The sequence below is a fragment of the Paenibacillus amylolyticus genome, from assembly GCF_036894225.1.
Taxonomy (GTDB): Bacteria; Bacillota; Bacilli; order Paenibacillales; family Paenibacillaceae; genus Paenibacillus; species Paenibacillus amylolyticus.
Window position 1 is genome coordinate 2265834 of sequence record NZ_CP145892.1, and the last position, 21428, is coordinate 2287261.

The 21428-nt window shown below is 47.4% G+C and carries 20 protein-coding genes; 16 read left to right on the forward strand and 4 right to left on the reverse strand.

Annotated features, from left to right (window positions below; genetic code table 11):
* Positions 1-134: 134 nt before the first annotated feature.
* On the forward strand, positions 135-1337 hold the full coding sequence (locus tag V6668_RS10270; protein WP_076318406.1) for a cytochrome P450: 1203 nt from the start codon (positions 135-137) through the stop codon (positions 1335-1337).
* A 106-nt stretch (positions 1338-1443) separates the two neighbouring features.
* Here V6668_RS10270 and V6668_RS10275 read toward each other — a convergent pair whose 3' ends face one another.
* Positions 1444-2655 carry an MFS transporter gene (locus V6668_RS10275; protein ID WP_076249916.1) on the reverse strand — a complete coding sequence of 404 codons (1212 nt, stop codon included), beginning with the start codon at positions 2653-2655 and terminating at the stop codon, positions 1444-1446.
* 204 nt (positions 2656-2859) lie between these two features.
* Between V6668_RS10275 and hemE the strand changes: the two genes are divergently transcribed.
* The 6 genes from hemE to V6668_RS10305 all read left to right on the forward strand — a co-directional run bounded on the left by hemE (position 2860) and on the right by V6668_RS10305 (position 9354).
* Complete coding sequence (gene hemE, locus V6668_RS10280) at positions 2860-3924, forward strand: uroporphyrinogen decarboxylase (RefSeq protein ID WP_074094433.1); 1065 nt, start codon at positions 2860-2862, stop codon at positions 3922-3924.
* Complete coding sequence (gene hemH, locus V6668_RS10285) at positions 3917-4867, forward strand: ferrochelatase (protein ID WP_036609705.1); 951 nt, start codon at positions 3917-3919, stop codon at positions 4865-4867. Before hemE ends, hemH begins: the two co-directional genes overlap by 8 nt.
* Positions 4867-6291, forward strand: coding sequence for a protoporphyrinogen oxidase (gene hemY, locus V6668_RS10290; protein ID WP_338708337.1), 1425 nt, complete (start codon positions 4867-4869; stop codon positions 6289-6291). Before hemH ends, hemY begins: the two co-directional genes overlap by 1 nt.
* 185 nt (positions 6292-6476) lie before the next feature.
* A complete protein-coding gene (locus V6668_RS10295) occupies positions 6477-7898 on the forward strand; it encodes a CapA family protein (RefSeq protein ID WP_338708338.1) in 1422 nt (473 codons plus the stop codon).
* Positions 7899-7922: 24 nt separating this feature from the next.
* Entirely contained in the window at positions 7923-8675 is a 753-nt protein-coding gene (locus V6668_RS10300) for a glycerophosphodiester phosphodiesterase (protein ID WP_047842367.1), read from the forward strand.
* A 46-nt stretch (positions 8676-8721) separates the two neighbouring features.
* Entirely contained in the window at positions 8722-9354 is a 633-nt protein-coding gene (locus V6668_RS10305) for a fumarylacetoacetate hydrolase family protein (RefSeq protein ID WP_338708339.1), read from the forward strand.
* Between the two features lie 122 nt (positions 9355-9476).
* Here V6668_RS10305 and V6668_RS10310 read toward each other — a convergent pair whose 3' ends face one another.
* Entirely contained in the window at positions 9477-9884 is a 408-nt protein-coding gene (locus V6668_RS10310; RefSeq protein WP_036609695.1) for a hypothetical protein, read from the reverse strand.
* Between the two features lie 386 nt (positions 9885-10270).
* Here V6668_RS10310 and V6668_RS10315 point away from each other — a divergent pair, with 386 nt between their 5' ends.
* The 9 genes from V6668_RS10315 (at position 10271) to V6668_RS10355 (ending at position 19719) form a co-directional block, all read left to right on the forward strand.
* Positions 10271-10828, forward strand: a complete 558-nt coding sequence (locus tag V6668_RS10315) for a MarR family winged helix-turn-helix transcriptional regulator (protein ID WP_074094440.1) — start codon at positions 10271-10273, stop codon at positions 10826-10828.
* A 59-nt stretch (positions 10829-10887) separates the two neighbouring features.
* A complete protein-coding gene (locus tag V6668_RS10320) occupies positions 10888-12336 on the forward strand; it encodes an aryl-sulfate sulfotransferase (RefSeq protein WP_338708340.1) in 1449 nt (482 codons plus the stop codon).
* 39 nt (positions 12337-12375) lie between these two features.
* Positions 12376-13404, forward strand: coding sequence for an ABC transporter substrate-binding protein (locus tag V6668_RS10325; RefSeq protein ID WP_338708341.1), 1029 nt, complete (start codon positions 12376-12378; stop codon positions 13402-13404).
* A 27-nt stretch (positions 13405-13431) separates the two neighbouring features.
* Positions 13432-14208, forward strand: a complete 777-nt coding sequence (locus V6668_RS10330; protein WP_338708342.1) for an ABC transporter ATP-binding protein — start codon at positions 13432-13434, stop codon at positions 14206-14208.
* A gap of 17 nt (positions 14209-14225) precedes the next feature.
* The gene (locus tag V6668_RS10335) at positions 14226-14999 is read left to right on the forward strand and encodes an ABC transporter permease (RefSeq protein WP_036670122.1); all 774 of its coding nucleotides are present in this window, start codon (positions 14226-14228) and stop codon (positions 14997-14999) included.
* A 228-nt stretch (positions 15000-15227) separates the two neighbouring features.
* A complete protein-coding gene (locus V6668_RS10340; protein WP_076326951.1) occupies positions 15228-16037 on the forward strand; it encodes a DUF92 domain-containing protein in 810 nt (269 codons plus the stop codon).
* A gap of 12 nt (positions 16038-16049) precedes the next feature.
* Positions 16050-16628, forward strand: coding sequence for a TetR/AcrR family transcriptional regulator (locus tag V6668_RS10345; protein WP_036609680.1), 579 nt, complete (start codon positions 16050-16052; stop codon positions 16626-16628).
* A 60-nt stretch (positions 16629-16688) separates the two neighbouring features.
* A complete protein-coding gene (locus V6668_RS10350) occupies positions 16689-18620 on the forward strand; it encodes an ABC-F family ATP-binding cassette domain-containing protein (RefSeq protein WP_338708343.1) in 1932 nt (643 codons plus the stop codon).
* Between the two features lie 160 nt (positions 18621-18780).
* Positions 18781-19719, forward strand: a complete 939-nt coding sequence (locus V6668_RS10355) for a hypothetical protein (protein ID WP_338708344.1) — start codon at positions 18781-18783, stop codon at positions 19717-19719.
* Positions 19720-19838: 119 nt separating this feature from the next.
* Here V6668_RS10355 and V6668_RS10360 read toward each other — a convergent pair whose 3' ends face one another.
* Positions 19839-20879, reverse strand: coding sequence for a M42 family metallopeptidase (locus V6668_RS10360; RefSeq protein WP_338708345.1), 1041 nt, complete (start codon positions 20877-20879; stop codon positions 19839-19841).
* A gap of 113 nt (positions 20880-20992) precedes the next feature.
* Positions 20993-21373 (reverse strand): LapA family protein, encoded by a 381-nt coding sequence (locus V6668_RS10365; protein ID WP_047842377.1) that lies wholly within the window; start codon positions 21371-21373, stop codon positions 20993-20995.
* Between the last annotated feature and the right edge of the window lie 55 nt (positions 21374-21428).

Sequence of the window (21428 nt, forward strand, 5' to 3'; positions counted from 1 at the left end):
AGGATGATAGTAACGCATATTAGGTAATGGGGCTCAATTACGGTCTAAAGAGTGGTTTCGTAATAGAGTTATGTTTATAATAGGGGTGATCAACATATGTAAATAAATATATAATATTGATTGGAGGAGAAACGATGAAACAGGCACCGAGAAAGTATGCAAATTACATTCCGATTCGGGAACTGGAGACTTTGGAAGAGAGGTTATCTCCCTTCAAGGTGTATGCAGAACTTCGTGATAACACTCCAGTCCGCTATGATGAGCATCGAGAATGTTGGGATGTTTTTGGTTATGAAGATGTGAAGTACGTTCTGAAAAATCCGAAACTATTCTCTTCTGCACGTGATCGTGCCAATACGAGCATGTTGACGACAGACCCTCCCAAACACAAACAGCTGCGTGATCTGGTGAACCAGGCGTTTACACCCAAGGCAATTGAAGCATTGGCTCCGCGTATTCAGGAAATCACAGATGAGTTAATTGCTCCACACCTGTCAGAAGGACATATGGAACTTATTGATGACCTTGCAACACCATTGCCCGTCATTGTCATAGCGGAATTGATCGGAGTCCCTGCGGCGGATCGTCAAAAGTTCAAAGACTGGTCTGATGTGTTGGTGAAAGGCGCGCGTGACGATAGTGAGCAGGCCTTCCAGGAGTTATTGGAGGAGAAAAAAAGAAATATGCAGGAGTTGCATATCTATTTCACTGGCATTATGGAAGAACGTCGGTTGCAGCCAAAGGATGATCTGATCTCATTACTGCTTGCTGCGGAGATTGATGGTCAGCAATTGACTTCAGATGAAGTGGTAGGCTTTTGTATTCTCTTACTTGCTGCCGGTAATGAAACAACAACCAACCTGATTACCAATGCGGTTCGCATTCTGTCTGAACAACCCGAGCTACAACAGGAGTTGCGCGAACATCCAGAACGGATTACTTCTGCGATTGAAGAGACGCTGAGATATTATCCGCCAATTGTCGCGATTGGGCGGGTCGCCAAGGAGACTGTAGAGTTGAATGGCCAGACGATTCAAGCTGGAGAGCAGGTGATTTCCTGGGTTGGAGCAGCTAATCGGGACAGTGCCCAATTTGAAAACCCGGAAGATTTCATCTCTGATCGCAAGCCGAACAGGCATATGGGGTTTGGTTTTGGCATTCATTTTTGTTTGGGCGCACCACTCGCTCGATTGGAGGCAAGGGTAGTTCTTCATACATTGCTTCAGCACATGGGAAACATTCAACTTGTGTCTGGAACGGCTCTGCAACCGATACAAAGTGCTTTTGTATTTGGTGTGAAACATTATCCGATAGAATTCAATCTAATAAATAAATGATGAATGGCGCATGAATGACAAAAGCCGCTCTCAGGCCAATTAGGCGCTGGAAGCGGCTTTTTCAAATGAAAAATTAAGATGGACTATTTAAGAAATGGATAGGGAATCAGGATTCCTGAATAGAAGCAGGTTTGTTATACAATTTGAATCGGACCCAAACCATATTAAGCAGCAGCAGTCCGCCAGAGACGATAAACAGACCTTCGATCCCGATGAATCCTGCCATAAAACCTCCAATGATCGCTCCAAGCATGTTGCCCAGCGCCAGAGTACTCGTATTAAAACTGAATGCACGGCTGATCATGCTATCGGATGTATAGGAACGGATCAGGGCATTAACGCTCGGAAGCAAGCCACCCATGAACACACCCATCATGAAACGAACAAGAATGAGCTGCCACACGGTCTGAACAAATGCCTGCGGAATAAGCATGAGTCCTGTTCCTATGAGAGAGAACGTCAGCACCTTGTGAGGACCAATCCGGTCACTCAGCTTCCCGAGAATCGGAGACATGGCCATATTGGATAGTCCCGTAACTGCACCGACAAGTCCTGCCCAGAAGGCCACATTTACATCCGAAGCATGCAATTTTTGCACATACAGCGGCAAGAGTGACATGGGGCTAATCATCGCAAACTGCAACAGAAACGTCACAGCAAACAGTGCGGGCAGTTGAGGTGACTTGTTCAATTCCTTCAGACCGGATAATACGGATTGTGCCGGTAGTTTGGCTGCTTCTTGACGGTCAAACTTCTCTCTCACCAGGAACATGGCGAGCATGGAAGCAACAAAGATCAGTCCACCTGTAATGTAGAAAATGGGGCGGAAGCCTACCGCATCCGCTAACAAGCCACCAATGAGTGGACCCAGGATGGTGCCGGCAACCTGCCCGGACTGACTGATTCCCATGGCAAAACCCATGCGGTCTTTCGGAGTGGTACCCGATATCAACGCAACAGCTGCAGGATTGAAACCGGAGATGGTACCGTTAAGCAAACGCAATAAGAGAAGCTGCCAAGGATTCTGTGCCAGACCCATAAGGGCAATTACGATGGCCATCCCGAATCCCGAACGCAGCAGCATAACTTTACGGCCATACTTGTCCGATAACTTGCCCCAGAGCGGTTGGAACAAAAATGAGGTGAGGAAATTGGCTGCAAAAATAAATCCCGCCCATATGCCAATTTCATGTTCGCCAACAACGCCCAGATCTCTTGCGAGATAAAGAGACAAAAATGGGGTAATCATGGTCATGCCCGAATTGACCAAAAATTGTCCGAACCAAAGCACAATGAGGTTTACTTTCCACGTTTTCAAAGTGCTTTCACTTCCTTTCAAAGATATTTCTGTAATTCTCAAAAAAACACCATTCTTTCATTATAACATAATTGGCATATGAGGGATGGGTGTAAGGAATGTCATAGTATTGTCACGTAGAACGCATCTGCATGTGGTTGTTACGGCTGTTTAAAAAGGGCATAATGGTAATTATGAGTCCAAAAACTATTGGAGGCTTCTTACATGAGCTATAATGATCGACTGATTCGGGCAAGTTTCAAACAACAGGTAGACCGTGTCCCGGTATGGTACATGCGTCAAGCTGGACGTTACGATCCTGAATATCGCAAAATTAAAGAAAAGTACTCCTTGCTTGAAATCTGCAAACAACCCGAGCTGGCGGCTGAAGTTACACTCATGCCGGTACGCAAACTTGGTGTAGATGCGGCTATTTTGTATTCCGATATTATGAATCCGGTTGCCTCTCTGGGCATTGATTTTGACATTGTAAAAAATATTGGTCCAGTTATTGATAATCCTATTCGTTCTGCTGCAGATGTGGATCGGCTGCGCCCCATCGACGTAGAAGGAGATCTGTCACATATTCTGGAAACCATTCGAATTCTGGATAAGGAGCTTGATGTGCCTCTTATTACGTTTGCGGGCGCACCATTCACGATTGCGAGTTATCTGATTGAAGGACGACCTTCGAAAGGTTATATCCGCACCAAAACGATGATGTACAGCGAGCCTGAGGTGTGGCATAAGCTGATGCAGAAGCTTGGTGATATGGTTATTACATATGTCCGTGCGCATATTGCGAATGGCGGTAAGGCATTCCAGTTGTTTGACAGCTGGGTTGGAGCACTTTCTCCCAAAGACTTCAGAACATATGTGTTGCCTACGATTACCCGTATCTTTACCGAATTATCGGATTTGAATGTACCGAAGATTTATTTCCCTGGTGTTGCATCCGGTGAGTTGTTGCCAGCACTGCATAATCTGCAAGCCGATGTGATTGGACTCGACTGGAGAGTATCCATTTCGGAAGGGCGTCAACGTCTTGGTGGCAAATTTGCAGTACAGGGTAACCTGGACCCATATTTGCTGACTGCCCCGATGGAACTGATCAAGGAGCAAGCCAAAGTGATTATTGACGAAGGAATCAAGGAGCCGGGTTATATTTTCAACCTCGGACACGGATTATTTCCTGAAGCATCGCTAGAAAAGCTCAGAGAACTAACGGCGTATATTCATGAATATTCTGCCGAAGCAATGAAGACTGGGGTGACGGTAACCAATGACTAATACTGTAGGTGTACTGGTGATGTCGTATGGCACACCGGAAAATATGGAGAGTGTTGAAGCGTATTACACACATATCCGCAGAGGACGTCCGCCTGAACCAGAGCAATTGAAAGAACTGACGGATCGTTATGAAGCCATTGTTGGCGGTGTTTTCCCACTTCGGGAGAACACAGACAATCAGGTCAAGGCCCTTCAAGAGACATTAAACCGCGATGAGCGTGGCACTGATGTGGAATTCCGTTGTTATCAAGGTCTGAAGCATGCCTATCCGTTTATTGAGGATGGCGTGGAGCAGATGGCGAAGGATGGAATTCAGACAGCGATTGGTATTGTACTGGCTCCTCATTTTTCCACGATGAGTGTAGGCAGTTATATCAAACGTGCGCGTGAAAAAGCAGAAGAGCTGGGCGTTCATATGTCCTTTATTGAAAGTTATCATCTGCATCCGAAGTTAATTCAGGCGTTGTCCACACGTGTCAGTGCCAAGTTGGATGCGTTCGAAGAAGCTGGAGCAAAACGCGGAGATGTGAAAGTGTTGTTTAGTGCGCACAGTCTGCCGGCGCGTATTGTGGAGATGGGTGATCCATACCCGCAACAATTGCTGGAGACTTCGGAAGTGATTGCCTCACGTGTAGGCATAACCAATTGGCAATTTACGTGGCAGAGTGCCGGACGAACAGCTGAGCCTTGGCTTGGACCGGATATTCTGGATACGTTACAGGAGCTTTCTCGTGAACAGGTAGAGGATGTGCTTGTGGCACCAATCGGGTTTGTCTCGGATCATCTCGAAGTGCTCTATGATCTCGATATCGAGGCCAAATCGATTGCCAAAGAGATCGACATGCGCCTGATGCGTATTGACTCTCTCAATAGCGATCCTCTATACATGGAGACGTTAAGCGACGTTATTATAAGCCAATGGCAGCAAGGGTCGGATGAGTAATGGGTGATAAGAAACGCCGTGTTGTTGTTGTCGGCGGTGGCCTTACCGGCCTCAGCGCGGCATTTTATATCCGCAAGCATTACCGGGAAGCGGGCGTTGAACCCGTGATTACTTTGGTCGAGAAAAGCTCGTCCATGGGAGGCATGATTGAGACACTGCACCGGGATGGATTTGTGATTGAAAAAGGGCCCGATTCTTTCCTGGCTCGCAAAACAGCAATGATTGACCTTGCTAAAGAATTGGAGATTGATCATGAATTGGTCAGTCAGAATCCGGAGTCGAAGAAAACGTATATCATGCAGCGTGGCAAGCTTCATCCTATGCCAGCAGGACTTGTGCTCGGTATCCCGACAGAACTAAGACCATTCTTGAGAAGTGGACTGGTCTCTCCGGCAGGCAAACTGCGGGCGTTGATGGATTTTGTAATCCCGCCGCGTCGTACAACAGAGGATGAATCGCTCGGTTATATGATTGAACGCCGTCTTGGAGCAGAAGTGCTGGAGAACTTGACGGAACCACTGCTCGCGGGAATCTATGCAGGTGATATGCGGCGATTGAGCCTCCAGGCTACCTTCCCGCAGTTCGGAGAAGTAGAGCGCGATTACGGCAGCTTGATCCGGGGCATGATGACGGGTCGCAAACCAGCTGAGACGCATACCGGAACAAAACGGAGCGCTTTTTTGAACTTTCGTCAGGGACTTCAGAGCCTTGTTCATGCACTCGTCCATGAGTTGCAGGATGTGGACCAACGTCTGAACACTGCAGTGAAGTCGCTGCAACGCCTTGATGGAGCGCAGACCAGATACCGTGTTGAACTGGGGAATGGCGAAATGCTTGAAGCCGATGATGTAGTGGTTACTGTGCCGACGTATGTTGCGTCGGAGCTGTTGAAGCCTCACGTGGACACAGCGGCACTGGATGCGATTAACTATGTGTCTGTAGCCAATGTAGTGCTCGCTTTTGAGAAAAAAGAGGTGGAGCATGTATTCGACGGGTCGGGTTTCCTTGTTCCGCGGAAAGAGGGCCGTAATATTACGGCTTGCACTTGGACATCGACGAAATGGCTGCATACGAGCCCGGATGATAAGGTGCTGCTTCGCTGTTATGTTGGTCGCTCCGGTGACGAACAGAACGTAGAGCTTCCGGATGAAGCGCTGACGAATCTCGTTCTCAAGGATCTGAGAGAGACGATGGGTATTGAAGCAGTGCCGATCTTCTCCGAGATTACAAGGCTACGTAAATCCATGCCACAGTATCCGGTGGGACACCTCCAACATATTGCCGCCCTCCGTGAGGAGCTTGGCAGCAAATTACCGGGTGTGTACATTGCAGGTGCAGGTTATGAGGGCGTAGGTTTGCCTGATTGCATCAGACAAGCGAAGGGAATGTCTGTTCAGGCTACACAAGAGCTTGCAGCAGATTAAGTACAGCAAGAGAGCTGTCTCAAACGTAGAATTATCTACTGGAGAGATGGCTTTTTTTATGTGAAGATCTGGAAGCTAACTGAGTTCATACCCTTTCAATCGATACAGTTCCAAGGAATGATGGAAATCCAGAATATGCCTGATATAATGGTATGTATGGCTGTGAAGAAGAAGAGGAGTTGCTTATGTATCCCCCAAGATCAGAGCGAAGTGTAAAGAAGAAAAAAGGTAGTAAACGCACCCGCAATACAATCACAATCATCTGGACAGTTAATATTGTATTGATCATTGCAATTGGTCTGGTGGGCATTTTTTATGTCATTAATACACGTCAGCAACAGGCAGACCAGCCGGTGAAACAAGAAATCGTCGATCAGGATCAGCCTTCCATTGGAGACGATGCCAAAGGCGGCGATCAAGTAACTTCTCCAGACTCGGAATCCGATGAGACTTCGGAAGAAGAACCCGAAGCTACGGATGAAGAGACAACAGCGGATGCAGATAAGACATCTGGAGTAGCGACACCTGACACTTCAGGCAATACCAATAGTGAGAAAGCAGAATCCGGAACGAAAAAACCTACGGCAGATTCGACACCGTCCGGCACCAAGGGAAATGCAGGTGTGGATCAGGAATCAGGGACGTCGAAACCTTCCAATTCAGCGAAGGATGTCACGATTAACTTTGTTGGTGATATTCAATTTTCGGGCAAAGTTGCTGAACTGCTGGATAAAAACGGTTATGATTATCCCTTTGCCAAACTCGGCAGAGTATTCAAGGATGATGATCTTACCATCGGTAATCTGGAGACACCAATAACTCATGGTGGTACCAGTGCAGCTGATAAAACCTATGTCTACAAATCATCGCCCAAAGCATTGGCGGCAATGGCCTCTGCGGGTTTTGATGCTGTCAATTTGGCTAACAATCATATTTTGGATCAGGGCGTAGAGGGCTTGGTGGATACGTTAACTTATCTCAAGGAATATGGCATAGCTCACACCGGGGCAGGTATGAATAGGGATGAGGCCTATGCACCAGCATATCTGGAACGCAAAGGCATGAAGATTGCATTGCTGGGGTTCTCCCGAGTTGTACCGGAAACGAGTTGGAAGGCGGAAGGCAATCGGGCTGGCGTGGCTGAAGCCTATGATTCCACAGGAGCAGTCAAAGCGATCCAGGAGGCCCGTAAGAAGGCTGATCTGGTGATCGTGGTTGCACATTGGGGAGAAGAACGTGTAAGTACTCCGAATAGTGACCAGACCCGATTGGCTCATGAGTTTGTAGATGCTGGCGCTGATCTGGTCATAGGTGGTCATCCTCATGTGTTACAAGGGTTGGAGTACTATAAGGGGAAGTGGATTGCATACAGTACGGGAAATTTCATTTTCTCCAGATCAACAACCGAAGAGACTTGGAAAACGGCGGTATTTCAGGCTCGCTGTAGTCAAGATGCAGCTTGCAGCATGAAAGTTATCCCTTATGAGGCCGGGCTAGGTCAGGCCATTCCAATGATTGATGAGGCGAACAAACTGCTGTTGGAACAGATGGCAAAGCTCTCCCCGGGTATTCGATATGATGGGAATGGAGTCGCTTCGCCTAATTAAAAACCTTTTTGAGGAGGGAATCGAATGAACAACCTTTGTGTAGCACACCGTGGATTTTCTTCTATTGCACCAGAGAATACGATGGCTGCATTCCTGATGGCCATGGAGCGGCCTGAAGTTCAGTGGATGGAGCTGGATGTGCAGTTGTCGCGTGATGGTGTACCAGTGGTCATTCATGATTTTACAGTGGATCGCACGACGAATGGCAAGGGTCTGGTTCGGGAAACTGATTGGGCTGATCTGCAACGTCTGGATGCCGGAGCATGGAAAAACAAGTCTTACAAAGGCGAACGGATTCCGGCGCTAAGTGAATTGTTAGATCGCTCGTGCGGCAGAGTGCGTTTGAACATTGAACTGAAAACGCAGGGAGACATGTACCCGGGTCTGCCTGCGGCTGTTATACATGAAGTGAGAAAAAGACATATGCAAAATGATGTTGTGATCACCTCATTTGAACCAGCCGCTCTGATCGAAGTGAAGAAACTTGCACCGGAGATCCAGACAGGGCTGATTATCGATGCACGACCAGGCGATCTGTTAACCGCCCTGCGGCAGATGAATTGTACATTCCTCTCGATTGGATACACCAATGTAGACAAATCCTTAATGAACGAGATGCGGAGTGCAGGCATTCGGGTGATGGCTTGGACAGTGGATGACAAGACCATTATGAAGAAACTGGCGGCGGTTGATCCAGAACTCATGTTATGTACGAACCGTCCTGACGTATGGGAGCTGGCATTTCAGGAGACGAGCAGCCGATTTTTCAGACCTTAACTTTACTATATGCACTAATGAATCCGATAAAGGTGGTAATATACCCATGTTGACTAACATTCGCAATGTATACTGTGTAGGACGCAATTATAAACTTCATGCGGAAGAATTGGGTAACGCGGTTCCGGATGAGCCAATGATCTTTATGAAACCTTCCCATGCAGTCGTGCCCCTGAATGGTGAAACGCTTGAATTGCCTGCTACCAAGGGTGAAGTTCACTATGAAGCTGAACTGGTCGTGCAAATCGGCCGGAGTTATGAGCCGGGTATGGCGGTAGATGAGCTGGTGGATGCGTATGCGTTTGGTATTGATTTTACGTTACGTGACGTACAGAGCGTGATTAAGAAAAAAGGCCACCCGTGGACAGCGGCCAAAGGGTTCAGAAATTCCGCTCCGGTTACTGCATTTCAGGCATTCCCAGGTGCGGCAGCTTTACTTGAGAAAGACTTTACATTGACCAAAAATGGTGAGGAAGTCCAGCGTGGTAACATTCGTAACATGATCTTCAGTTTACAGGATATTGTGGATTATGTAGGTCATCATTACGGCCTGGGGCCGGGCGATGTCATTTTTACAGGAACACCGGAAGGTGTTGGACCAACACAAGCAGGAGATGTGCTCGAACTGGCATGGGACGGCGAATCCTTGGGTGCCTGCACGATTGGGGCAGCGCAATAAGGATTACACATCATACCTGCTTGAGATGAATAGGGTACAAGAAAGGGGCGTGAATACGCTCCTTTTTGCTGTGTTATCGTGGATATAGGTTTATATCTTCATCGTACGGATACGCTACTAATTTAGGCCAAGCTGTATGCTGTGTTTGCACTCCGCGTGACCAACTCTTCCAGTTCAGCTTGTTGTGCAGCATGTTGCTCCGAGCTGATACTTCCACTTGCGAGCCGTTCATCCAACTGTTCCTTGAGCTGCCTTACTTGTATAGCAATGACCTCATCCAAATTCCCGTTGTTTTCTTCCGTAATCGTCCTCAGCGATTTGCCGTTGTACAGTTCCTGGTACAGATCCACTTCTGAAGCCTGATTCAGAGCGTCGAGCAGCTCATCACTGCTTCCCTCACGAGTGTCCAAGTCAACGATGGACCATTTAGCAGTAGGTATGGGAGAGATGGCGGATTGGCCCCATGCTGTTCCAGCGAAGGACATAGTGACAATCATTGTGCCTATAATAATGACTCTTTTCATATTCATATGGATAATCCTCATTTCTGTAGTTGAGTACGAACTGAATCGTAGCTTGTCGTTGATGTAGTTGTTGATGTTTCGATCTGAGAATAGTGTAAACGGGAAACCTGAAGTGAAACTTAAAACAGGATAAGTAATTTCAAACCAGCGGGTAATGACGGTAAAAGTAGATCTATATTTTAATTCTCACTTGACAGGTTGGGTTAGTTGGTTATATGATAATCTCAATTATTTTAATACTCATTAAATGAACAGTGAACTAATTTGAACTGAAAACTGCATTGAGCTGATTGGACCACCAAAGGCTCCCGGGACTACTCCTCTAAGGAATGTCCTCGGGGGCCTTTTTTCGTATCTTTATTGAAGCTTCAAACGATCAGGGAGGTTATGAAATGAGTGATAGAGACTGGGAAGCGTTGGAGCGGACGGATTGGTTATTTCGCAAAATGGTCAGACGATTTGTCAAAGAGCGGGATCGCATCTCTGTAGAAGGTATCAGCCTGCCAGGCATGCTTATCCTGCACAAAATCATTCGTGAGGGAGAACAGCGGCTTGGAGATCTGGCAGAACAGTTGGACTTTACATCCGGTGCCATTACTGCTCTAACCGATAAGTTGGAAAAAAAGGGACTCACCATCCGCAGACGAAAGGAAGACGATCGCCGGACGGTTTTACTGGACATCACATCCAGCGGTCGGGAGATGTATGCGAGAAACAGCAATATAGGTGCCCGATGTATCACGCTTCTGTTTGAGGGTTTTACGAGTGAGGAACTGGAGCAGCAAAGTCAATTCTACGAGCGGGTAGTAGCGAATCTGGAGGGGTTCTCGGATACGGTGCTGGAATTGGCGGAGAGCAACGGGATACAAGAACATGATCGGTCCTCCGCAAGTGACCTTGAGCAGAAGCAACGGGAAAATACCGGGAAGAGGAACTATCTCAGTTATTGAGGTTGGGTCAAAGTAACGACATTTGATATACCACAAACATTCTAGGGGAGAGATGATCAATGGGACACTCAACAATATATCCAACTGGAGCGACGTTATACAATCCGGATAAGGCTTGGGGCGGTTATACCGTTTATCAGGCAGGTGAGGAAGGCGTAGTATTGATCGATATGAATGGCAAGGAGGTTCACCTGTGGAAAGGATTGTTAGGTTTTCCGGCCAAAATATTACCTGGCGGCTACGTGCTGGGCAGCACGGGTCGGAGAGATCCGAAGTTCGGTATTCAGGATAATGTTGATCTGGTTCAGGTGGATTGGGATGGCAACATTGTATGGAAATACAATAGCTACGAACACATCGAAGATCCGGGGTATGAGCCACTATGGTATGCCCGCCAGCATCATGATTATCAGCGTGAGGGGAATCCGGTAGGTTATTATGCACCTGGCCTTGCGCCAAAGACGAAGAGTGGTAAAACACTTATTCTGGCTCACAAAAATGTGAGTAACCCTCAAATTTCAGATAAGCCATTGCTTGATGATGCCATTATCGAAGTGGATTGGGAAGGGAAGGTACTCTGGGAGTGGCTGCCTAACGAACATTTTGAAGAATTAGGTTTTGATGAAGCTGCTCGAAATGTCCTGTTCCGTGATCCGAATACACGTTCTTTCGGTCATCTGGGTGGTGGTGTTGGTGACTGGTTACATATTAATTCTGCTTCTTATGTCGGACCCAACCGTTTCTATGAGGAAGGAGACGAACGGTTCCACCCCGACAATATTATCTGGGATGCCAGGGAGGCCAACATTATCGCCATTACAGACAGACAGAGTGGAAAGATCGTGTGGAGATTAGGGCCAGACTATACTTCACCTGAAGTGAAAAACATCGGCACAATTATCGGGCAGCATCATGCACATATTATTCCCCAAGGTCTACCGGGTGAAGGGAATTTGCTCGTATTCGACAATGGCGGGTGGGCAGGTTACGGCCTTCCAAATCCGGCTTCTCCATTTGGATTGAAACATGCGATTCGTGATCACTCCCGTGTACTGGAGATTAACCCGGTCACCCTGGAGATTGTCTGGCAATATACCTCGGCAGAAGCAGGTTTCTCGGTTCCGACGGATTCTTATAAATTTTATAGCCCATACATCAGTTCCGCCCAGCGTTTACCTAACGGCAACACCCTAATAACCGAGGGTTCCAATGGCAGATTGTTTGAAGTCACAGCGGAGCATGAGCTGGTCTGGGAGTATGTCTCCCCGTACACAGATGGGCGGAATACCAATATGGTCTATCGCTCATATCGAGTTCCTTATCAGTGGGTTCCGCAGTTGGAGAAACCGCAGGAAGTTGCCATCGAAGTCATTGATGTCTCCACCTACAGGGTCCCGGGAGCAGCACCCAAAGGTTCTGCATCCATCGTGAGCGTAGAGATAACTCTTCCATTTGTGGAGGGTGCAGCCTGTGTGGCAACGTCGGATGAAGGCAAGTCGGACGGTTAAGCGTCAAGAATCATGACTAGATCGAATGGGGTGTATATTGTGAGAAAACCATCCATAGTAACTGGCATATTGATATTATTTCTGGCAACGGCACTCCTATTATCCGGATGCAGTTCAAACGCAGCAGGATCTGGAGCAAAAGATGCTACCGGCAAGAATACCGATAATGTAAAAATTCGAATCGCAGATACAAGTACGAATCCAACGTTCAGGGTAGCCATTGCCAAAGGTTTTTTTGAAAACCGGGGCATTGATGCAGAGAGTATTACGTTTGGCTCACCGGCTGAAGGTGTAAATGCACTATTTATCAAACAGGTAGATATTGCGTACGGGGCGGACTTCCCTGTATTAAATGCTTTGTCTAAAGGGGAATATTCAGTCATCGCTTCTGCAGGCCAGACTACGGATGAAGCGGCAGCCGCCTGGAAGCTGTATGCAAGGGAGGATATTCAGAGTGGAGCGGATTTGAAGGGCAAGAAAGTGAGTTTCATTCGAGGCACATTTATTCCGTATCTATGGGATGAATATTTGAAAGATCAGGGGGTGGCGCTGAGTGATGTGACGCAAATTGGTCAGGGGGCTTTTGATGAAGCCTACATCGCACTGAAACAGGGAGACCTTGATGCCGCTTGGGTTATAGGTTCCGCGTTAACCGATAAATTCGATGCACTCGAAGGAGTACATCAGCTGACGGATATGTCTCAGACCCCTATACGCCTTGGTATGGGAGTGGTATCGAGTGATGAATTCATCCAGGCAAACCCTGAAAAGATCAGTGACTTCCTTGCGGCGCTGGATGAAGCATCCACGTATGCTCAAGCGCATCCTGAAGAAGTTGCGGATCTGATGTATCAAGAGACCAAACAGCCTAAAGATGCCACGTTGAAAGACCTTCCGATCAATCCATGGGAAGTTGGATTTACGCAGGCTGCTTATGATAGTTTGGCAGGTCAGAAGCAATATATGGTGGACACTGGAATCATCGAACAGGATTTTGATCTCGACTCCAAACTCGATCTGACTTCTCTCCAGCAGGCTCTGCCGGATAAAGTGACATATAGTAAATAATTTATATTGAAATGGGAGGTGTCCGTTATGTCCTTACCTGCAACTCAGCATACCATTCATATTGAACAGCTTCGGAAAACGTATCATGCCCCGACCAATGGGGATGTGCATTATATCATTAAGGATGTCGATCTGGTTATCAAGGGAGGAGAGTTCTTTGTCCTGCTTGGTCCCAGTGGGTGTGGCAAGTCAACGCTGCTGAATATGATTGCGGGTTTTATCTCCAAGTCGGGCGGACAGCTCAAGGTGGATAACAAGGAGATCGACAGACCGGGCAGGGATCGGGCAATGGTATTCCAGCAGGCGGATTCTTCTCTCTTTCCATGGCTAACTGTGAGGGAAAATGTTGAATTCGGACTTCGAATGTCCAAGGTGCCTAAGACACAACGACGTGAGATCTCTGATCGTTACATCCAGCTTGTGGGACTGAGTGCTCATGAGGGGAAATTTCCAAAAGAACTATCAGGTGGTATGAAGCAGCGTGTTCAATTGGCCCGCGTACTTGCGAATGACTCGGCGATCTTGCTGATGGATGAGCCATTCGGTGCGCTGGACGCCATGACGCGGCGGACCATGCAGAAAGAACTGGTTAATATTTGGAAAGAAACCCATAAAACCGTTATCTTTGTCACACACGATATTCAGGAGGCGTTATTGCTTGGTGAGCGCATAGGCATTATGTCTGTAGGTCCGGCTTCGAATATAACGGATAATTACCACAACAACTTACCTTACCCGAGGAACATCGCCTCGTCTGAGTTCAACACCCTGTACGACCGGATTCAAGGCCACTTTGAAGAATAATTGAGGTGATATACAAGATGAAATGGTTGGAGAAAAAATGGGTGTCTATCCCGCTTCTATGGGTAACGGTCATCTTAATCTGGCAGCTCGGTGCCCTCATCTATGGGCCTGACGTAATCCCTGGTCCGTGGCAGACGATCCTGGGAGCACGCGAACTGATTGCTGACGGTACGCTGATGGAGTATATCGGAATCAGCTTCACTCGTGTACTGGCGGGCTGGGTACTCGGAAGCATCATTGCTATCCCGGTAGGGCTGATTATTGGTAAAGTTCATCTCATCCGGCTGTTCGCGGAACCGTTCCTTAACTTTATACGTTTTATCCCGCCGATCGCCTTTATTACCTTATTTCTGGTGTGGTTCGGTATTGGAGAACAATCCAAGATCGCGCTTATTATGTACGCAACCTTCTTCATTGTTGTATTGAATACACTGACAGGTGTACTCTCCGTCGAAGAGGACAAAATCCGGTCGGCCCGCAGTATGGGAGCCAATGAACGGCAGATTCTGCTGCATGTGATTGTTCCGGCGACAACCCCGTATATCTTCACGGGTGTGCGACTGGCGATGGGAACCTCGTATATGGCCATAATCGGTGCTGAGATGATTGCCTCGAATGAGGGAGTGGGTTACTTAATCTGGAATTCCAGACTCTTTTTCCGAACAGATTGGATCTTTGTCGGGCTGATTTCCCTGGGTTTTATGGGATTCCTGACGGATCGATTGTTCAACTGGTTTGGTCGCAGAGTACTCTACCGATATGGGGTCATTGGAGGAGCGAAGCGGGTCTGAAACAGAACCTGGGAACACCGAATTCCAGACGTTACTTGAAGAGGGAGGGTATCTTGTTTTAACGTTTGATCAAAAACCTGTTTTGGCACTTCTACACGAGGCCAAAACAGGTTTTTTGTGTGCTGGCGTAAGGAGTTTCGGCATTGGGATCAAACCGTGGTATAATTGAATTTCAAAAATACAATAAACGTCATGCGGGCTGTACATACGCTGCATGCAGGAGACATTATGGATTGGATTATTGGCGCCGTATGCGCTTCTATGGTGGCAGGTGCTGCCTATGCGAAAAAGTCGCTAACCTTGTCTGGCTGCCTGGCAGCCATCATGATGGGAACGATATATTACGGAGCGGGTAACCTGTTCTGGTTTGGCACGTTATTGTTGTTTTTCATTACTTCAACGTTGCTCTCCAGGTTTCGTAAAGATCGGAAGCAGGAGCTGGAGAAATCCTATGCCAAGTCAGGAAATCGGGATGCCGGACAAGTGATGGCTAATGGTGGAATGGGTATGTTCCTATGTCTGGGATACTGGATATTTCCACATCCGGCATGGGTGTATGCTTTCATTGGTGTAATGGCTACCGTTACATCGGATACATGGGCAACCGAAATTGGGAGTCTCAGTCGCAAGCCGCCGCGCTCTGTTCTCACGTGGAAGGTACTTACGCCAGGTGCTTCAGGAGGTGTCTCACTTCTTGGCACCGTGGCTGCAGCCGTAGGCGGGGGTCTGATTGGTGCGGGAGCATTCTTGTTTTCCTGGATCGCCGGGATAGAAGGGCTTAGTCTGTTTAGTTGGACTTTTGTCGGTCTTGCAGGCGGGTTGGCAGGGGCTTTTGCCGATTCCTATCTGGGCGCAACGGTGCAGATGATGTATCGTTGTACTGTGTGTGGCCGTGAAGTTGAGGTACATGAACATTGCGGGCATCCAACGGTTCGGGCTCGTGGCTGGGCATGGATGAGTAACGACCTGGTGAACGTGCTTAGCTCGGTGATCGGCGGATGTGTGGCGATTGGTTTAGGTAACATTTTGGCGTTGTAAGGGGGAGTACATTTGAGCACTGTACAGGGAGACAAATCGGAGGCTATTTTGGATGCGGCCTATGGTATTTTTGGCTCGAAAGGTTTTTATGAGACCAAAATGTCTGATATTGCAGACGAAGCCGGCATCGCAAAAGGCACCATTTATTTATATTTCAAAAGCAAGGAACAATTATTTATCGCAGTATCCAAGCGGGACTGTAACAGTTTTATCAGCCGTCTTGAATATGCTTTGAACTCGTATGAGAACACAGGTGATAAACTTGGAGCAATAGCCAAGACCCACCTTACGTATTATTATGAGCGTCGCAATCATACCAAGCTCTTTTTTATGGCACCCAATAATGATCCGGATCTGATGAAATTCATGAAGGCATTCATGAATCAATACATGAGTATGGTGTGTGAGGTACTGGAGAGTGCAAGTGTACCTGAGCCTGTATTGCTCGCTGAAGCATATATCGGAATTCTGGACCGGCTGAAGATGGATATCATGTTAAATCCAGAGTTTAATGAGGAACATCTGAACAAACGAATTGCTTTTGCAGCAGCATTGTTTCTGGATGGATGCCGTTCTTTTTTACAAGTTTAAAGTAAGTGCGCGGATGTACGTAATATTGAATTTTAATTCACAGAGAAGTGGGTACGAGCAATGAACATAATGACGGTAGAGCAAATTGCAAAAAGTTATGGCGAAAAAATATTGTTCAAGGATGCTTCATTTGGCATGGCTGATCAGGACAAGATTGGTGTCGTTGGGGTAAATGGAACCGGTAAATCCACGTTTTTGCGTGTGATATCTGGTATGGAACCTGCAGACGCGGGACAGATCTCGATCGGTAATGACGTACGTATTCAGTTCCTGGCGCAAAATCCGGACTTCAATCCGGATAATACGGTACTGCAACAAGTATTCGAAGGTGACAGCATGGAAATGAGAACCGTGCGTGAATATACGGAAACGATGGAATTATTGGAACTGAATTCGTCCGATCCAGCGTTGCAAGAGCGGTTATTACGTTTGAATCAGCAAATGGAGCAGCTTCAGCTCTGGCAGATGGAGAGTGAAGCGAAGAGCATTTTGTCCAAATTGGGTATTCGTCAATTCGATGCACTGATGGGCACATTGTCTGGTGGACAACGCAAAAGGGTAGCACTTGCTGCTGCACTGATTCATCCTTGTGAACTGCTCATTCTGGATGAGCCTACGAACCATATTGATAATGATTCGGTCGTTTGGTTGGAGCAGTACTTGCAGAAGCGCCGCGGCGCACTGCTTATGATTACGCATGATCGGTATTTCCTGGATCGTGTGGCGAATGTCATGCTGGAATTGGATCATGGACGTTTGTTCCGATACGAAGCGAACTATACACGTTTCCTGGAACTGAAGGCGGAGCGCGAAGAACGGGAAGCTTCTTCGGAACAGAAGCGTAAGAACTTGCTTCGGACGGAGCTTGCATGGATTCGTCGTGGTGCCAAGGCACGGACGACGAAACAAAAAGCGAGAATTGATCGCTTCGAACAACTCAAAGACCAACAAGGAGTCCAGCGCTCGGGTTCATTGGAAGTATCCGTTGGCTCCACTCGTTTGGGTAAAAAGATTCTGGAGATCGAGCATCTTTCCAAATCCGTGGGTGGCCGCACGCTGATCGAAGATCTGAGTTATATTGCCGTACCTGGAGATCGGGTAGGGATTGTCGGACCGAACGGTAGTGGTAAGTCCACGTTGCTACAGATGATATCTGGCAAGCTGGAACCTGATGCAGGTGTGGTTGACGTTGGTCCTACGGTCAATCTGGGTTATTTCACACAGGAACATCAGGAGATGGACGAATCTCTTCGTGTGATTGAGTACATCAAGGAAGTGGCCGAGAATGTGAAAACGGCCGATGGCTCTCTGATTACAGCATCCCAGATGCTGGAGCGGTTCCTGTTTACCCCGGCATCCCAGTGGACGCCAATCTCCCGTCTTTCTGGTGGAGAGAAGCGTCGTCTGTATCTGCTGCGTGTGCTGATGGCTGCTCCAAATGTATTGCTGCTGGATGAGCCGACGAATGATCTGGACATCCAGACACTCGCTGTACTTGAAGACTATCTGGACGATTTTCCTGGTGTTGTTTTTGTCGTATCCCATGATCGCTATTTCCTTGATCGTACTGTGGATAAAGTTTTGTCTTTTGAGGGCAACGGTGCTGTACGTGTACACGTCGGCGACTACAGTGAATATGCGGAATGGATGCTGAAAAATGCGCCTGGAACTAATCAAGAGAGTGATACAGGAGTAGCGAAGGTGAAGCAGTCATCGGAGAAAACGACGCCTGCTGTGTCAGCGGCTAAACCGAAGTTGAAATTCAGCTTTAAGGAGCAACGTGAATACGACCAGATTGATGAAAATATTGAGAAGGCTGAAGCCAATCTTGTCCGGATTAACAAAGAGATGGAAGAGTCATTTAGTGATTCTGCCCGTCTGCAGGAGTTGATGGCGGAGCAGGTTGAGGCTGAGCGTCATCTGGATGAATTGATGGAACGCTGGACCGTTCTGAATGAACTTGCAGAGCAGATTGAACAGAGCAAGTCTTGATTTATGGTTAACCATCGCCCTTTTTCCTTCGTGACATTATGTCGCATAGGAGGAGAGGGCGTTTTTTGTCTGCAAATTTGCGGATTAAAGTGAAACGTTCTGTATGTTCATAACGTTTTATAAGTAAAGAATTCCATAGAAGGGAGAGAACACCACACTTATGTATAAGGAAATTAATGAACAATTGGCAGTGCTCAAGGAAAAGGGGAGAATTTACGAGAAATGGACCAAACGTCTGGAGAAGCTTCAAACGGAGGAAAGCGAATGGGAAGCAAAGGTAAAACGTCGTCTGGAGCATCTCCAGAAGGAGCAGAAGGACGTTGATCGACTGAACAGTATGACATTGTCAGCATTTTTCTATCAATTGATTGGCAAAAAGACAGAACGGCTGGAGAAGGAAGAACTGGAATTCATGGAGAGCAAGGCTGCATACGACACCGCTTGTCGCATGTTACAAGACGTACAGGAGCAACGAATTCATGTGGAGCAGGAGTTGGAGGGCCAACGGCAGTATCAGTACTGGCAGAGTGACTACAACGCTCTGTGGGGGAAGAAGGAAGGTCGTCTGCTGGACCAGGATGCGGAATTGCAACAGATGGCTGAGAATCGGGAACATCTGGCGAGCGAGCTACAAGAACTGGATGAAGCTTTCCGGGAGGGAGAATATCTGCTCTATGCTCTTGAACGTGCCGAGAAGGCTTTGTCTTCGGCAGGTAATTGGGGGATATATGACATGATGGGCGGTGGAGTCATCTCCACGCATATCAAGCGAGGAAGAATGGATGACGCTCAGGTCGCCATCATGGATGCAGGTAAGCGTCTACGACGTTTCCAGAAGGAGTTGGAGGATGTAGAGATGGCTGTACACGCGGATCTGCATCTGGGAGGTCTGCTTTCATTCGCAGACTATTTCTTCGATAACCTCTTCGTGGACTGGATGGTTCAGGACAAAATTCGCAAAGCCGAACGTCAGGTGAAGGATGGACTGAGTGCAGTTCGGAAAACCATGCATGTGTTAAGAAATGAAATGCGTGACCATAAGGCAGAGTTAGAGATATTGGATCGTAAGTATCATGCATATGTCGAACAGGCAGATTAAAAGATATGACAACAAAGGCCCCTTCCAAGCACACCGAATTGTGTGCTTGGAAGGGGCCTTCTGCTTAGACGAACATGTGGATATTATTCATGACAATTTCGTCGATCAATGATTCTGTTTTACTTGGTTGTAATGTAGGCTGCGAGCAATCGTGCCGTATTCAGGACAGCATCCTTATGTGTACGCTCCATGGAATGAGACGCGTGAACCCCTGGACCGATCAGTGCTGCTCGGATATTGTTTCCTCCGCGCAATGCTGCACTGCCATCTGAGCCATAGTGGGGATAAATGTCCACGACGTAATCCATTCCATCTTGTTTGGCCAGTTCAATGAGACGGCTAGTCATATCATAGTCATACGGTCCAGAAGAATCTTTGGCACATATGGAAACGTCGGTTTCTTTACAGCTCAGGTCATCACCCATAGCTCCCATGTCTACAGCGATCATTTCACTGATTTCCGCAGGGATATATGATGCGCCATGTCCAACTTCTTCATAGTTCGAGATAAGCAGAGAGACGTTATGTAATGGTTTCCAGCCTTCACGATGTGCAGACTCAAGGATGCCAAAGAGGGCAGCCACGCTGGCTTTGTCGTCCAGATGACGTGATTTGATATAACCACTCGGCGTGATGACTGCGCGAGCATCAAAGGAGATAAAGTCGCCGACAGAGATCCCGAGTTTCAACACATCTTCCTTGGAGGAGACGACCTCATCGATTCGAACTTCCATATGGCTCTCGGACCGTTCAAAGGTACGTGCATCCGGATAGACGTGGACAGACGGATGAAGGGAGAGAATGGTGCCTGTGTATGTTTTTCCATCCCGAGTATGGATGCTGCAATATTCGTTTTCGATACTTTGCATCGAAAATCCACCGACAGAGGTAAGCTTCAATGTGCCGTAGGATGTAATTGAGCGTACCATGGCCCCTAGCGTATCCACGTGAGCGCTTAAAGCGATTGTCTTGGAAGTGTCCTGTCCGGGCAATGTAAGCACAGCACCGCCCTTGTTATTCAGCTCACAGGCGATGCCCAGTGCGGCTGCTTCCTTCCGGATCATCTCGATAATATGATGTGTGTAACCACTTGGGCTTGGTGTGTCCAGCAATTTTTTCAGGAAAGACAGAACGTATGATTCATCAATTGTAAAACTCATTGTGTAATTTCCTCCTCGGATCATGGGTATGGTGTGAAACAAAATACAGCCTGTCTGGGGGAGAGAATGTGATACTACCATTCCTGACTCGCCAGCAGGCTGTCTCTGATTGGTTACAGTGTTCCCGTAGGGTTTCCTTTGCGCTGACTCTGGATCGAATCATTCTCCAATAGGCTGTCGGATTCATTTGAGTCAAGCGAATCCATCGATTTGAAAGAATCCAACGTAGATTTGCTTGTCGCAGAACTTTCCAATTCAGATACACGCAATTTCAATTGTTTATTCTCACGTTGCAGTCTGTATTGGCGATAGATGCCATATGACCCTACAATAATTCCACCGATCAGGGTACAGCCGAGAATCAGCAAGATCAGCGGGATTTGTACCGTGTTAAATAACAGGTTGACTTGTACGGAATCCACATTAATAACCGCAAAGATTCCCGTGAGCAGTGCAAAAACAAGACCTGCTATGAGTGCCCATTGCATTTTCATGGTGTTGCCTCCTTGTTGAACAATTGAGAACTAGATATGCATTACCCATATTCGG